This is a genomic window from Solirubrobacter pauli (assembly GCF_003633755.1).
Classification (GTDB): domain Bacteria; phylum Actinomycetota; class Thermoleophilia; order Solirubrobacterales; family Solirubrobacteraceae; genus Solirubrobacter; species Solirubrobacter pauli.
The window spans coordinates 1,975,936-1,990,736 of sequence record NZ_RBIL01000002.1; the positions used below are offsets into that span (position 1 = coordinate 1,975,936).

At 70.6% G+C, this 14,801-nt stretch carries 13 protein-coding genes; 2 read left to right on the plus strand and 11 right to left on the minus strand.

All coding sequences use genetic code 11. The annotated features are described in order from the left end of the window. Nucleotides 1–87 precede the first annotated feature (87 nt). The 10 genes from C8N24_RS28840 to infC form a co-directional block, all read right to left on the minus strand. Nucleotides 88–1,203 (minus strand): aspartate aminotransferase family protein, encoded by a 1,116-nt coding sequence (locus C8N24_RS28840; protein WP_121256711.1) that lies wholly within the window; start codon nucleotides 1,201–1,203, stop codon nucleotides 88–90. Then, complete coding sequence (gene argB / locus C8N24_RS28845) at nucleotides 1,200–2,048, minus strand: acetylglutamate kinase (protein ID WP_121256713.1); 849 nt, start codon at nucleotides 2,046–2,048, stop codon at nucleotides 1,200–1,202. The genes C8N24_RS28840 and argB overlap by 4 nt, the downstream gene beginning before the upstream one ends. Further along, a complete protein-coding gene (gene argJ, locus C8N24_RS28850; protein ID WP_121256716.1) occupies nucleotides 2,045–3,268 on the minus strand; it encodes a bifunctional glutamate N-acetyltransferase/amino-acid acetyltransferase ArgJ in 1,224 nt (407 codons plus the stop codon). Before argJ ends, argB begins: the two co-directional genes overlap by 4 nt. After that, nucleotides 3,265–4,257 carry an N-acetyl-gamma-glutamyl-phosphate reductase gene (argC, locus tag C8N24_RS28855; RefSeq protein WP_121258101.1) on the minus strand — a complete coding sequence of 331 codons (993 nt, stop codon included), beginning with the start codon at nucleotides 4,255–4,257 and terminating at the stop codon, nucleotides 3,265–3,267. Before argC ends, argJ begins: the two co-directional genes overlap by 4 nt. Next, nucleotides 4,250–6,661 carry a phenylalanine--tRNA ligase subunit beta gene (gene pheT, locus C8N24_RS28860; RefSeq protein ID WP_121256720.1) on the minus strand — a complete coding sequence of 804 codons (2,412 nt, stop codon included), beginning with the start codon at nucleotides 6,659–6,661 and terminating at the stop codon, nucleotides 4,250–4,252. Before pheT ends, argC begins: the two co-directional genes overlap by 8 nt. Beyond that, nucleotides 6,658–7,713, minus strand: coding sequence for a phenylalanine--tRNA ligase subunit alpha (pheS, locus tag C8N24_RS28865; RefSeq protein WP_121256723.1), 1,056 nt, complete (start codon nucleotides 7,711–7,713; stop codon nucleotides 6,658–6,660). The genes pheT and pheS overlap by 4 nt, the downstream gene beginning before the upstream one ends. After that, complete coding sequence (locus C8N24_RS28870; RefSeq protein WP_121256725.1) at nucleotides 7,710–8,420, minus strand: TrmH family RNA methyltransferase; 711 nt, start codon at nucleotides 8,418–8,420, stop codon at nucleotides 7,710–7,712. Before C8N24_RS28870 ends, pheS begins: the two co-directional genes overlap by 4 nt. Nucleotides 8,421–8,491: 71 nt before the next feature. After that, a complete protein-coding gene (gene rplT, locus C8N24_RS28875; protein ID WP_121256728.1) occupies nucleotides 8,492–8,851 on the minus strand; it encodes a 50S ribosomal protein L20 in 360 nt (119 codons plus the stop codon). After that, nucleotides 8,848–9,051: a 50S ribosomal protein L35 gene (gene rpmI, locus C8N24_RS28880; RefSeq protein WP_121256730.1), complete on the minus strand. Its 204-nt coding sequence runs from the start codon at nucleotides 9,049–9,051 to the stop codon at nucleotides 8,848–8,850. Before rpmI ends, rplT begins: the two co-directional genes overlap by 4 nt. A 61-nt stretch (nucleotides 9,052–9,112) precedes the next feature. After that, nucleotides 9,113–9,685 carry a translation initiation factor IF-3 gene (gene infC / locus C8N24_RS28885; RefSeq protein ID WP_121256733.1) on the minus strand — a complete coding sequence of 191 codons (573 nt, stop codon included), beginning with the start codon at nucleotides 9,683–9,685 and terminating at the stop codon, nucleotides 9,113–9,115. Between the two features lie 177 nt (nucleotides 9,686–9,862). Here infC and C8N24_RS28890 point away from each other — a divergent pair, with 177 nt between their 5' ends. Beyond that, nucleotides 9,863–12,007: a methyl-accepting chemotaxis protein gene (locus tag C8N24_RS28890; protein WP_170179495.1), complete on the plus strand. Its 2,145-nt coding sequence runs from the start codon at nucleotides 9,863–9,865 to the stop codon at nucleotides 12,005–12,007. A gap of 147 nt (nucleotides 12,008–12,154) precedes the next feature. Here C8N24_RS28890 and thrS read toward each other — a convergent pair whose 3' ends face one another. Continuing rightward, on the minus strand, nucleotides 12,155–14,104 hold the full coding sequence (gene thrS, locus C8N24_RS28895; RefSeq protein ID WP_121256738.1) for a threonine--tRNA ligase: 1,950 nt from the start codon (nucleotides 14,102–14,104) through the stop codon (nucleotides 12,155–12,157). 127 nt (nucleotides 14,105–14,231) lie between these two features. On the opposite strand from thrS, the gene C8N24_RS35750 reads away from it, so the two are divergent. Further along, a complete protein-coding gene (locus tag C8N24_RS35750) occupies nucleotides 14,232–14,801 on the plus strand; it encodes a transglycosylase family protein (protein ID WP_281272678.1) in 570 nt (189 codons plus the stop codon).

Here is a 14,801-nt window from a genome sequence, read left to right on the forward strand (position 1 = left end):
GAGACCGATCCGCGCCACTGCATTGGATCCTGCTCAGCAGTGAGAACCCTGAATCGCGGTGCATCGGGATGCACCGCTTTCCAGGTGTCAGATTTCGAGCATTTTGAGGCGATCGACGGCGTCGTCGATCTCCTCGGGCGACACGATCAGCGGCGGCAGGAACCGCAATGTGGTCGCTCCGGTGGCGTTGATGATCAGGCGCTGCTCGGTCAGCGCGCGGGCGGCGAGCTTCGGCGCTTCGGTGGTGATCTCGGCCGCCACCATCAGCCCGCGACCGCGCACCGAGGCGACGTACGGCAGCTCGCGCAGCTTCTCCACGAGCCGCTCACCGCTCTCGCGCACGCGCGCGAGGAACGCCTCGTCGTCGATCACGTCGAGCGCCACGTTCGCCGCGGCACTCACCACGGGCCCGCCGGCGAACGTGGACCCGTGGTCGCCGGGCGCGAACACCGACTGCAGCTTCGGGCCGATCACGAGCGCGCCGATCGGCAACCCACCGCCGAGGCCCTTGGCCAGCGTCATCGCGTCCGGCTCGACGCCGAGCTGCTCGTACGCCCACAGCGAGCCGGTCCGCCCCATGCCGGTCTGGACCTCGTCGAACACGAGCGCCGCGCCGACCGCGTCGCAGGCCGCGCGGATGCCCGCGAGCAGCTCCGGCGACATCACGTTCACGCCCGACTCGCCCTGGATCGGCTCGATCAGGACGGCGGCGGTGTCGGCGTCCACGGCGGCGGCGATCTCCGTCGCCTCGATCGCCCGGAACCCGGGGACGAGCGGCGCGAACGGCGCCTGCTTGGCCTCCTGCGGCGTGGCGCTCAAGGCGCCGTAGGTGCGGCCGTGGAACGCGTTGAGCGCGACGATCACGTCGCCGCGCGGGCGGTGCTTGCGCACGAGCTTGATCGCGGCCTCGTTGGCCTCGGCGCCGCTGTTGCAGAAGAACACGCTCTCGCCGAACGAGCGCGCCGCGAGCCGCTCCGCCAGGCGCACGTTCGGCTCGGTGTAGAAGAGGTTCGAGACGTGCATGAGCCGGCCGACCTGCTCCTGGACGGCCGCGACGACCTGCGGGTGGCAGTGGCCGAGGTTGTTGACCGCGATCCCGGACAGGAAGTCCAGGTAGCGCTCACCGCCGGAGTCCGTCAGCCAGGCGCCCTGCCCGCTGACGAACTCGACGGGGTAGCGCGCGTAGGTGTTCGCCAGGCTCACGTCGCCGGCCTCACTTTCGTCCCGATGCCGGCGTCCGTGAACAGCTCGAGCAGCAGCGAGTGCGGCAGCCGCCCGTCGATGATGTGCGCGTAGGTGACGCCACCGTGGATCGCCTCGACGCAGGCCTGCAGCTTCGGGCGCATTCCGCCCTGCATGTGCTCGAGCGCGGCCTCGACCTCGTCGGCCCCGGCCTCGGAGATGACGCTGTCGGGGTCGGCGGGGTCGCGCAGCCACCCGGCCACGTCCGTGAGGAACATGACCTTGTAGGCGCCGGTGGCGCGGGCGATCGCGCCGGCGGCCTCGTCGGCGTTGACGTTGTGCGAGCGGCCGTCGCGGTCGGCGCCGACCGAGGCGATGACGGGGATGTAGTCCTCGGCGATGTGGTTGATGACGCCGATGTCGACGCGGTCGATCTTGCCGACGAAGCCGATGTCCTCGCCGCCGGGGCCGGTGGTCGTGGACACGCGGAACAGCTGGCCGTCGTCGCCGCTCAGCCCGACCGCCGGCTGCCCGTGGCGGTTGATGCGCGCGACGATGTCCTTGTTGACCTTGCCGATCAGCACCATCTTCGCGATCTCGACCGTGTCGGCGTCGCTGACGCGCAGCCCGCCGACGAACTCCACCGGCATGTTCAGGCGGTTCATGTAGGCCGTGATGTCCGGCCCGCCGCCGTGGACGATGATCGGGTTCAGCCCGACGTACTTGAGGATCACGACGTCGCGCGCGAAGTCCTCGCGCAGCGCCGGGTCGTTCATCGCCGCGCCGCCGTACTTGATGACGACGGTCTTGCCGTGGAACTCCCGGATGTACGGGAGCGCCTCGAGGAGTGTCCCGACATCCCTCATGTCGTGTAGTCCGCGTTGATCGTCACGTACTCGTGCGAGAGGTCGGAGAAGAAGACCTCGGTCTCGGCTCCGCTGCCCGGCAGGACGACGTCGTACTCGACCTCGTCCCCGCTGACGGCCGCGTTGAGCGCGTCCTGGTCGAACTTGATCGCCATCCCCGCCGCGCACACCTGCACGGACTCGATGAAGACGTCGACCGCGAGCGGCGACGTGTCCGTCAGCGCGCCGCCGACGGCCTGCACGATCCGGCCCCAGTTCGGGTCCCCGCCGTGCAGCGCGGCCTTCACCAGCGGCGAGTTGGCGATCGCGCGCGCCGCCCGCTCGACGACCTCGTTCGAGCCGCCGCGGACGACCACGCGGCCGATCCGCTTCGAGCCCTCGCCGTCGCGGACGATGTCCAGCGCGAGCTTGCGCAGCGCCCAGTCGAGTGCCTCGCCGAACTTCGTCGCGTCCTCGGAGTCCGCCTCGAGCGTGACGCCGGAGGCGCCGCTCGCCTGGAAGATCACCGTGTCGTTGGTGGAGAGCTGGCCGTCGACCGAGATGCGATCGAACGAGCGCTCCACGCACAGGCCGAGCAGCAGGTCGGCGAACGTCGCGTCCAGCGCGGCGTCGGTCTGCACGAAGCAGAGCATCGTCGCGAAGTTCGGGGAGATCATCCCGGCGCCCTTGGCCTGCGCCGTGAGCCGCACGGTGCCGGCCGACAGCGCGACGTCGACCTCGACCTCCTTGGCGAACTGGTCCGTGGTCTGGATCGCCTCGGAGAAGTCGCCGTGGCCGTACTCGCGCAGATCGCCGCGCGCGCGGACGATGCCGCGGATCACGTCGCCGGCGTCGAGCTGCACGCCGATCACCCCGGTCGAGGCGACGGCGACCTGGTCCTCGCGCACACCGCCGGCCATCGCCGCGGCGCCCTGCGTGCGCGCCGCCTGCTCGAAGCCCTGGTTGCCGGTGGCCGCGTTCGCGTTGCCGGAGTTGACGATCACCACGCGGATCGCGTCCTGGCGGGCGCGCTGCTGGGTGAGCACGACCGGCGCGGCGAGGATGCCGCTGCGCGTGAAGCGGGTCGCGCTCACGCAGCCGGGCTCGGAGCAGACCAGCAGGCCCACGTCCATCCCGCCGCTCGGCTTGATCCCCGCCGCGACGCCCGCGGCCTTGAAGCCCTTCGGGAGGTCGCCGGGGTTGTCGGTCACGTGCGCGGGGCGCTCGAGCCACCTGCTCATCTGAGACCCTCCGTCTCCGGCCGCCCGAACATCAAGTTGAGGTTCTGCACCGCCTGCGAGGCGGCGCCCTTCCACAGGTTGTCGATCGCCGCGAAGACGATGATCCGGCCCGTGCGCGGGTCGTGGTGCCACGAGATCCGCGCGTAGTTGGTGTCACGCACGTCGATCACGCCCACCGGGCCGCGGCGCAGCTCGACGAACGGCTCGGCGGCGTACAGGTCGTCGAACCGCTCGGCGATCTCGGCGGCGTCCACGTCGCGCGACGGCGTCACGTAGGACGTGACCAGCTCGCCCTGCGCGAGCGGCAGCAGGTACGGCGTGAACGTGACCGTGACGTCGTTGCCGAGCGCGCTCAGCTCCTGCTCGATCTCGGGCGTGTGGCGGTGGCCCTCGATCTTGTACGGGGTGACGTTCTCGTCGGCGGCGATGAAGTGCGTGCTCGGGGACGCGCCGCGGCCCGCCCCGGAGACGCCGGACTTGCCGTCGATGATCACGTCGCCGATCAGGCCGGCCCGCGCGAGCGGCGCCAGGCCGAGCAGCGCGGCGGTCGGGTAACAGCCCGGGTTGGCCACCAGGTCGGCGCCCTTGACGGCCTCGCGGTTGAGCTCCGGCAGGCCGTAGACGCCCTGGCCGAACAGCTCCGGCGCCTTGTGCTCGCCGTACCAGTCGTCGTAGGTGGTCCGGTCGCGCAGCCGGAAGTCGGCGGACAGGTCGACCACGCGTACGCCCGCCTCACGCAGCTGCGCGACGACAGGTGCAGCCGCACCGTGCGGATAGGCGACGATGGCGGCGTCCGCGGTCTGGCCGGCGTAGGTCTCCAGCTCGAGCGGCACCCGCGTCTTGGGGTGCACGTCGTCGAGCCGCTGCCCCGCCTCGGCCCGCGCGGTCACATGCGAGAGCTCGAAGAACGGGTGTCGGTAGAGGATCTGCGCGGCGATCGCGCCGGCGTAGCCGACGGCACCGAGGACGGCGACCTTGGGGTTAGCCACGGAGCTCACCCTCCAGCTTGCTCGCCACCGCCTTCACGACCTTCTCTCGCTGCGGCGCGATCTCCTCGTCGGTCAGCGTGCGGTCCGTCGCGCGGAACTCCAGCCGGACGGCCAGCGACGTGCGGCCCTCGTGCGCGTACACGTCGAAGACGCGCACGTCCCGCAGGAGCTTGCCGCCCGCGCCCTTGACGACCTCGACCAGCTCGGCCGCCGTGCGGTCGGCCGGGATCCAGAACGCGAGGTCCTGGCGGATCACCGGGAAGCTGGTCATGTCCTCGTAGAGCGGCGTCGTGACGGCGTGCGGGAGCACCGCCGCCAGGTCGAGCTCGAAGCCCGCGACGCGCCCGAGGTCGAACTCCTCGGTGACGCCCGGGTGCAGCTCGCCCAGCCAGCCGGCGTCCTCGCCGTTCACGAGCACGCGGGCCGCGCGGCCCGGGTGCAGGAACGGGTCGCTGCCGCGCACGACCGTGAAGGGGACGCGGAGCGCGCCCAGCACGGCCTCGAGCACGCCCTTGGCGGCGAAGAAGTCCGCGGTCGGCGGGTTGGGCTCACCCCACGACGCGGGGCGCAGCTTGCCGGTGAGCAGCGCGCCGAGGTGCATCCGCTCGTCCGGGAGCGGCGTCGAGCGCGCCTCCGCGGCGGTCGGCGTGCGGCCGTGCGGGCGGTCGAAGTAGACCGAGCCCTCCTCGAACAGCTTCACGTCCTCGGCGCCGCGCGCCGTGTTGTGGCGCACGCTGTTCAGCAGCGAGCCGAGCAGCGTCGTGCGCATCACGCTCAGGTCCTCCGAGAGCGGGTTGCGCAGCTTCACGGCCGGCAGGTCGATCCGCAGCTTGCGCGCCAGCTCGGGCGACTGGAAGCTCCAGCCGATCGCCTCGCTGAAGCCCGCGCCGACGAGCGCGTCGGCCGCGCGGCGGCGCAGGCGCTGCTCGGGCGTGAGGCGGGCGCTCATGCCGTGGCCGGGGATCGTCGCCGGGAGCTTCTCCAGCCCCCACAGGCGCGCGACCTCCTCGATCAGGTCGACCTCGCGCGTGACGTCGTTGCGGCGGAAGGCCGGGACGGTCACGTCCAGGCCGTCGCCGGCGTCGTGGACGCCGAAGTCAAGGCGCTCGAGGATCTCGGCCTGCTCGCCGAGCGGGATCTCGGTGCCCAGCAGGCGCGTGACCTTCTCGTCGCGCAGCCGGATCGTCTGCGGCTCCGGGCCCGGCCCGCCGATGTCGATCGTGCCTTCCACGAGCCGGGCGCCGGTGAGCTCGAGCATCAGCTGCGTGGCGACGATCTGGCCTTCCATCGCCTGCTCGGGCGCGAGGCCCTTCTCGAAGCGGCCGCTCGCCTCGGTGCGCAGGCCGAGCTTCTGCGACGTGCGCTGCAGGGTCGGGCCGTTCCAGTTGGCCGCCTCCATCAGGACGCGGGTCGTGGTCGGCTGCACCTCGGAGCGCTGACCGCCCATGATCCCGGCGATCGAGGTCGGGCCGTCGCCGTCGTCGATCAGGTGCATGGAGCTGTCGAGCGTGCGCTCCGCGTCGTCGAGCGTGAGCATCTTCTCGCCGTCCTTCGCCCGGCGCACGACGAGCTTGCCGCCCGCGACGAGGTCGAAGTCGAACGCGTGCAGCGGCTGCCCGGTGAGCAGCATCGCGTAGTTGGTGATGTCGACGACGTTGTTGATCGGGCGCTGGCCGGCGGCCATCAGGCGCGCCTTCAGCCAGCGCGGCGACGGGCCGATCTTGACGTCCTCGAACAGGCGCGCGGTGAAGCGCGGGCAGAACTCGGGGTCCTGCACCTCGATCGTGACGCCCTCGATCGGGCCGGGCGTGCCCGGGTCCTCCGCCCACGGGGCCGGCTTCAGCGGCTGGCCGGTCGCGGCGTGGACCTCACGCGCCACGCCGTAGACGCTCAGGCAGTCCGGGCGGTTGGGCGTGATCTCGAGCTCGAGCACGTCGGTCGCGATCGGCAGGACGTCGGCGAGCGGCGTACCCGGCACGAGGTCCTCGTCGAGGACCATGATCCCCGCGTGGTCGGAGCCGATCGACACCTCGTCCTCGGCCAGGATCATGCCGTTGGACGGCACGCCGCGGAGCTTGGCCTTCTTGAGCTTGGTGCCGTCGGGCATGACCGAGCCCGGCAGCGCGACGCCGACGGTCTGGCCCGCGGCGACGTTCGGGGCGCCGCAGACGATCGTGGCCACGTCGCCCTCGCCGATCGCGACCTGGCAGACGCTCAGCCGGTCGGCGTCCGGGTGCTGCTCGCGCTCTAGGACGCGGCCGACGACGAAGTTCTCCAGGGCGGACACGCCGTGCGTGTGCACGCGGTCGACCTCGGTGCCGGTCATCGCGAGGCGGCTGGCCAGCTTCGAGGCCTCCATGCCGGGGTCGACGTAGTCCGTCAACCAGAACAGGGGCAGCCTCATCCGAATTGCTCCAGCAGTCGAAGGTCGTTCTCGAAGAACATGCGCAGGTCCGGCACCCGGTGCTTGAGGAAGGCGATCCGCTCGATGCCCATGCCCCAGGCGAAGCCCTGGTGCTTCTCGGGGTCGTAGCCCTCGACGTAGCCGTACAGGTTCGGGTCCACCATGCCGGCGCCGAGGATCTCGATCCAGGCCGTGCCCTTGCACAGCGGGCAGCGCGAGCCGTCCCGCAGGAAGCCCTGCTTGCAGTTGAAGCAGCTCACGTCGAGCTCCACCGACGGCTCGGTGAACGGGAAGAAGTGCGGCCGCAGGCGGACCTCGCGGTCGTCGCCGAAGATCGCGCGGGCGAACGCGAGCAGCGTGCCCTGCAGGTCACCGAGCGTCAGGTCCTCGTCCACCGCCAGGCCTTCGACCTGGTGGAACTGCGGCGTGTGCGTCGCGTCGTTGTCGGGCCGGTAGACCCGGCCCGGGACGATGATGTAGAGCGGCGGCTCCTGCAGCTCCATCTGGCGGACCTGCATGGGGCTGGTCTGCGTGCGCAGGACCACGTCGTCGGCCACGTAGAACGTGTCCGCCTCCGACCGTGCCGGGTGGTGCACGTCGTGGTTGAGCGCGTCGAAGTTGTAGTAGGCGAGGTCGATCTCCGGGCCCTCGACCACGGAGAAGCCCAAGCCGACGAACACGTCCTCGATCTCGCGCCGGGTGGCGGTGAGGATGTGCAGGTGGCCCGCGGGCGTGGCCGGCGTGCCGGGCAGCGTCACGTCGACGACGTCCGCGGCGAGCTTGGTCTCCAGCTCGACGGCCTCGAGCTCGGCTTGGCGGCTGTCGACCGCGGCCTGCAGCGCCTGTCGCGCCTGGTTGGCGCCCTTGCCGACCGGCCCTCGCTCCTCGGGCGGGAGCTTGCCGACGTCTCGCAACAGGTTCGGCAGCTCGGCTTTACGGCCGAGGAAGCGCACACGGATCTCCTCGAGGTCCGCGGTCGAGGCGGCGGCGGCGACCGCGGCCTCGCCCTCGGCCCGCAACTGCGCGATCCGGTCGGCGGTGGCTGTGCTCATGGGCGCGTGATCCTATTGGTGAGTTCGTACAGGGAGACGGTGGCCGCCATGGCGGCGTTCAAAGAGTCTGCGTGGGCGATCGGGATGTGGGCGACTTCGTCGCAGCCGGCGATGAACTCGTCCGACAGACCTTCGCGCTCGGCGCCCACGACGAGCGTGACGTCGCCGTCGACGCGCTGCAGCGGCGCGCCCTCGCGCGCGGCCAGCGCGATCTTGCGGCCGGGCAGCTCGGCGGCGCTGCGGACCTTCGCGACCGGCATCGAGAAGATCGCGCCCATCGACGCGCGCACGGCCTTGTGCGACCACGGGTCGGCGCTGCCCGGGCCGAGCGCGACTGAGCTCGCGCCGAACGCGAGCGCCGAGCGGATGACCGTGCCGACGTTGCCCGGGTCCCCCACGCCCCACAGCGCGACGCACAGCGGGCCCTGCGGCTGAGACCAGCGCATCGGGTAGACGCCGATCGCGCGCGTGGACGAGCCCAGCTGCGAGACCGTGGCCATCACGTGCGGAAGGACCGGGATGCCCTCGAGCCCGGAGTCGGAGGTGACGTAGCGGGCGACCGGATGCCAGCCGGCGGCGTCGGCCGCCTCCAGCAGGTCTTCGCCCTCGGCGACGAACGAGCCCAGCTTGTCACGCCAGCGCTTGCCGGCGAGCTTGCGGACCTCTTTGAGGGCTTCGTTGTGGGAGCTGGAGATGGCTTCAGTCATGGGAAACAAAAAAGGGCGCCGCTCCGTGTCGGAGGGGCGCCCTTGTGAAGGCTCGGCGGATTCGAGGTTGCCTAGGCCGCCGAGGCCTCGCGGGCGCGGTCGACGAATCGGCGGAAGGTCTCGGGGTCGCGCACGGCGATGTCGGCCAGGACCTTGCGGTCCAGCTCGACGCCGGCCAGCGACAGGCCGTGGATGAACGTGCCGTACGACATGCCCTCCTGGCGGGCAGCCGCGTTGATGCGGGTGATCCACAGGCGGCGGAAGTCACGCTTGCGGTTGCGACGATCGCGGTACGCGTACGCGTCCGCCTTCATCATCGCTTCCTTCGCGCGCTTGTACGAGGAGTTGGCCTCCCCGCGGAAGCCCTTCGTCCGCTCGAGGACTTCGCGACGCTTCTTCTTGGCGTGGACGCTGCGCTTGACGCGGGTCATCGGCCGTTTCCGTTCAGCATCGTCTTTGCACGGCTGGCGTCACCCTTGACGAGCACGATCGGCAGCGCCATATGACGCTTGCGCTTGGGTGACTTCTTCTCGAGGATGTGGCTCGAGAAGGAGTGACGGGCCACGACCTTGCCGGTACCAGTGACCTTGAAGCGCTTCTTTGCGCCGGAGTGCGACTTCATCTTGGGCATAACCGGCGAGGCAGTATAGCCACCCGCTTCGGGGTGACCCTCACCGCCCCGCCGAGTCAGCTCATTCGGGCTTGTCTTCAGCCTCGGGCAACTTGCCCGGGCCGAGCATCATGGTCATGTTGCGGCCGTCCTGCTGGGGACGCTGCTCCACGACGGCGAGCTCGTCCAGATCTTCGGCGAGGCGATTGAGGATCATCTCGCCACGCTCCGGATGGGCCATCTCGCGCCCTCGGAACATGATCGTGACCTTGACCTTGTCGCGCGCCTTCAGGAAGCGCTCGACGTGGCCCTTCTTCGTGTCGTAGTCGTGCTGGGCGATCTTCGGCCGGAACTTGATCTCACGGACGTTGATCGTCTGCTGGTGCTTTCGGGCCGACTTGGCCTTCTGCGCCTGCTCGTACTTGTACTTCGAGTAGTCCAGGATGCGGACCACGGGGGGCTTGGCCTCCGCAGCCACCTCGACCAGGTCGAGGTCCTTCTCCTGTGCCCGCCGCAGGGCGTCTTGGGTGCGCATGATGCCAACCTGCTGACCGGTGTCGTCGATGAGACGGACCTCGGGAACGCGGATGCGTTCGTTGACGCGGGTGGTATCGCGCTCCGGCGGCTGCCGGTCGAACCTACGAGGGACCGGCATTTAGCTGGTGTGGGCGCCGAGCGTCAAGAACGCGGCGCGGTCTGGGAACGCGTATTCAACGCCCACCAGTATAGACAGATTCTGCCCGCGCGCGGAAACCTCTCGTTCCTTCAAGCACGAGCGCGCTGGGCCGAACACCCCGGCATGAGCTTCAGGATCAAATCGCTGAGGAGCCGGATGCTGCTCCTCGTCCTACCGGCCGTGGTGGTGGCCGTCGGGGCCCTCACCCTCTTGTCGGTCTCGCGCGCGACGTCACACGAGACCGACTCCGCGTACCAGACGCTGTCCGAGCGCACGCAGGCCGAGGCCGCGCGCGTCGAGACCCAGGTCTCGGCCCAGAAGCGGCTCGCCGCCTCGGCGGCGGCCGACATCGACGCCACGCTCGGCCTCGACAACAAGGCGGCCTACGGGTTGCTCAGCGGCCAGCTGGCCACCAACGAGCTCGCCGAGGCGATCATCGCCTACGTGCCACCCGGCTCTTACACGGGCACGCTGGCGGGCCCGCTCGCCGGCTCCGTTCCCGCCGTCGCGCGCGCCGAGGGCAAGATCACGCCGTTCCCGATCGGCAAGTTCGACCCCAAGTCGCCCGACCTCGCCGCGCAGAAGGCGAACCCGGGCACGATCGCCGCTGAGCCGATCGTCTATGAGGGCGACCCCAAGGGCACGTTCACGGCCCCGGTGCGCCGCAACGGCGAGGTCGTCGGCTACGTGCTGGTCGGCGGTCCGCTCAAGACGATCTTCGCGCCGGTCGCGAAGATCAAGGTGCTCGACAGCGGCCACGCCCTCGCGGTCAGCGCCAAGGGCATGGTCGTCGCCGCTCGCGACTCCAAGCTCAACGGCAAGGCGACGCTGGCCAAGCTCGCCGTGGAGAAGCAGAACCCGGACCTGAAGACGATCTCCGACGCCGTCGCGGCCGGCAAGGGCGGCCAGCTGGAGACGACCGACCCCTTCACCGGCAAGCGCTCGGTCGTCACGTGGTCGCCGATCACGTCGGCCGGCTGGTCGGTCATCACCTCCGTGCCGGTGGACGAGGTCCTCGCGCCCGTCCACAGCCTGCGCAACCAGATGCTGCTGCTCGCCCTGCTCGCGCTCGTCGCGATCGGCGGCGTGCTCGTGTTCGTCGCCACGCGCCTGACGCGTCCGATCGTGGCCGTCACCGAGGCCGCGGAGCGGTTGGCCGACGGCGACGTCGACGTCCAGCTGTCGACCGGCGAGCGCGACGACGAGGTCGGGCGCCTCTCGACCGCCGTCGGGCGCACCGTCGAGTACCTGCGCGAGAAGGCGACGCTCGCCGAGCAGGTCGCCGGTGGCGACCTGACCGTCGACGCCAAGCCCCGCTCGGAGCGCGACCTGCTCGGCAACGCGTTCACCAAGCTCGTGAACGACCTGCGCGACGTCGTCGGCCGCGTCACCGGCACCGCCGGTGAGGTCTCCGCCGCGTCGCACCAGATGGCGTCGACCTCCGAGGAGGCCGGCCGCGCGGTCCACGAGATCGCGAGCGCGATCGGCGATGTCGCCGAGGGCACCAACATCCAGGTCCAGAAGGTCGAGTCGGTGCGGGAGGCGGCCGAGCGGGCCGCCGAGACCGCGCGGGACAGCGCGGGTCAGGCGGCCGACGCCGCCGAGCGCGCCTCGCGCGCCCACGCCGTCTCCGTCGAGGGTCTCGGAGCCGCCGACGAGGCGTCCGCCGCGATGCGCGCGCTCGCCGCCTCCTCCGAGGACGTCACCGACGCGATCCAGCAGCTCGCCGCGAAGTCCGACCGCATCGGCGGCATCGTGGACACGATCACCGGCCTCGCCGAGCAGACGAACCTGCTCGCGCTCAACGCCGCGATCGAAGCCGCCCGCGCCGGCGAGCAGGGCCGCGGCTTCGCGGTCGTCGCCGAGGAGGTCCGCAAGCTGGCCGAGGAGTCACAGGCCGCGGCGGGCCAGATCTCCGGGCTGGTCGGCGAGATCCAGACCGAGACCGGCAGCGTCGTGGAGATGGTCCACGGCACCGCCGAGCGCACGCGCGGCGGCACCGAGACGGTGGAACGCGCCCGGCAAGCCTTCCAGGAGATCGGCACGGCCGTCGAGGACGTCTCCGCGCGTGTCCGGCAGATCTCGTCCGGCGTCGAGGAGCTCTCCCGCGAGTCGGCGACGATGGCCGAGGACATCGTCGGCGTGGCCACGGTGGCCGAGTCGGCCAGCGCCTCGAGCGAGCAGGTGTCCGCCTCCACGCAGCAGACGAGTGCCTCGACCCAGGAGATCGCTGCCTCCGCGCGCGAGCTCGCCGACAGCGCTGAGACGCTCGAGCAGCTCGTCGCCACGTTCCGCCTGTAAGCAGGCTGACAAAACCGCTCAACGAACCCTGAAGCCATCCGACTACTCCGGCTGTTGCTCCTCTTTCGGAGGAGGGCAGCCGGAGACACGGATTCGTCGACGGCGACTCGGGACACCCGCGGGGCACGGACGCCCACGGGTCCCCGTCTACTCAGGCGCCGAGAGCCGCTCCTTGAGGGCCTCGACCGACAGCGCGCCCTGGTCGCCTTCCTTGTGCCGGCGCACCGAGGCGGTCTGCTCCTCCACCTCGCGGTCGCCGACCACGAGCATGTACGGGATCTTGCGCAGCTCGCCGTCGCGGATCTTGCGCCCGATCGACTCGGTGCGGTGGTCGACCTCGACCCGGAAGTCGCTCAGCTGCGCCTTGAGCTCGTTCGCGTAGTCGATGTGACGGTCCGACACCGGGAGGACGATCGCCTGGACCGGCGCGAGCCAGGCCGGGAAGTCGCCGCCGTAGTGCTCGATCAGGATGCCGATGAAGCGCTCGTAGGAGCCCATCAGCGCACGATGGATCATCACGGGGCGGTGCTCGGCGTTGTCGGCGCCGGTGTAGGTGAGCTCGAACCGCTCCGGGAAGTTGTAGTCGAGCTGGACCGTGCCGAGCTGCCACGAGCGGCCCAGCGAGTCCCGCATGTGCAGGTCGATCTTCGGGCCGTAGAACGCGCCGTCGCCCTCGTTGACGCGGTAGTCCAGGTCGTTGGCCTTCAGCGCGGCTTCCAGCGCGGCCTCCGAGCGGTCCCACAGCTCCTCGGCGCCGATCCGCTGCTCGGGACGGGTCGAGAGCTCGACCTCGACGTCGAAGCCGAACATCCGGTAGGTCGCGAACGCGAACTCCAGCGCGGCCGTGACCTCGTCCTGCAGCTGATCCTCGGTGCAGAAGATGTGGGCGTCGTCCTGCGCGAAGTGGCGCACGCGCATCAGCCCGTGCAGCGTCCCCGAGAGCTCGTTGCGGTGCAGCAGGCCGGGCTCGGAGTAGCGGACCGGCAGATCGCGGTACGAGAACTTCTGCAGCTTGTAGAGCTGGCAGTGCCCGGGGCAGTTCATCGGCTTCAGCGCAAGCTGCTTGCCCTCGGACTCGGTCACGAACATGTTGTCGCGGTACTTGTCCCAGTGGCCCGAGGTCTTCCACAGCTGCGAGTCGAACAGCTGCGGGGTCTTGACCTCGGTGTAGCCGCGCTGCTCGCCCATCTCGCGCGAGAGCCCGACCAGCGTGTTGAACAGCTGGGTGCCGTGCGGGAGCCAGAAGGCCGATCCCGTCGCGGTCTCCGAGAACGCGAACAGGCCGAGCTCGCGGCCGAGCCGGCGGTGGTCGCGCTTGCGCGCCTCCTCGAGGCGCTCCAGGTGCTCGGCGAGCTCGTCCTTGGTCGCGAACGCGGTGCCGTAGATGCGCGTGAGCATCTGGCGGTTCGCGTCACCGCGCCAGTACGCGCCGGCGACGGAGGTGAGCTTGAACGCCTTGGCCCGGCCCGTGTCGGGCGCGTGCGGCCCGCGGCACAGGTCCCGGAACTCGCCGTTGGTGTAGATGCCGACGGTCTGCACGCCCTGGTTCTTCACCAGGTCCTCGATCAGCTCGACCTTGTACGGCTGGTCCTCACGCAGGTACCGGTCGATCGCCTCGGCGGTCGTCGCCTCGCTGCGCACGAACGGCTCGGCCGCCTTCACGTGCTTGCGCATCTGCGCTTCGATCTTCGGGAAGTCGTCCTCGTTGATCGTGACGCCGTCGGGGAAGTCGAAGTCGTAGTAGAACCCGTCCGCGATCGGCGGCCCGATGGACACCTTCGTGCCCGGGTACAGCTCGAGGACGCTCTCGGCCAGCACGTGCGCGATGTCGTGCCGCAGCAGCTTCAGCGCGTCCCCGTCACCCGCCTTCGCCGTCAGGATCTCGATCGGCTGGTTGTCCTTGAGCGGCACGTCGAGGTCGATGATCCGGCCGTCGTCATAGGCCGTCCCGTCGCGCTGCTCCGGCTTGCTCTCGTCAAGGACGCGAATGGCCAGCGCCGCCCGGGCAAGGCCCGGACCGATGTCGGCGGCGAGGTCGGCTCCGGTGGAGCCGTCGGGGAGCTCACGGACAGAGCCGTCGGGAAGCGGGACGCGCATCGCGCATGGATGCTAGTGCGACGCAATGGTTCGAACCGCGTTGCACGCCACGATCGCTACCGTGCTCCGCTCGCCGCAAGCGAAGGAAGGAAGCACCATGCGAACGACCACGACCGTTCTGTTGGCCGTGGGCGCCGCGACTCTCGCAGTACCCGCGTCGGCCTCAGGGGCCGCGCAGTCGGACTTCCAGGCGCCCCTCGGCGGGCACCTGACGATCGAATCGCAGATGCGCGAGGCGCACACCGAGCTCGCGCAGGAACGGCTCACGCGCAAGGCGTGGCGACTGGCCCGCCGGCTGGCCGAGCACGAGGACCGCGGGTTCTCGCCCGTCAAGTACCGGCGACGGGTGGCTGATGATCCGCCGGCGACGATCGCGCGTCGGATCCGATCGCTCCGTTCGGACATCAAGCGCCGGGAGCGCCAGGAGCGCAGGCGCAAGGCCCGGGGCGCGCGGGCGCAGCGCGATGCGACCGCGTCCCCCGCGCTCGAGGCGATCGCCGCGTGCGAGTCGGGCGGGAACCCGGGAACGAACACCGGCAACGGGTTCTACGGCAAGTACCAGTTCACGTTGCAGACGTGGGCGAGCGTCGGCGGGAGCGGCAACCCGGCCGCCGCGTCGGAGGCTGAGCAGAACCAGCGCGCCGCGTTGCTCTACGCGCGCGAGGGCGCTTCGCCCTGGCCGGTGTGCGGACGCTAG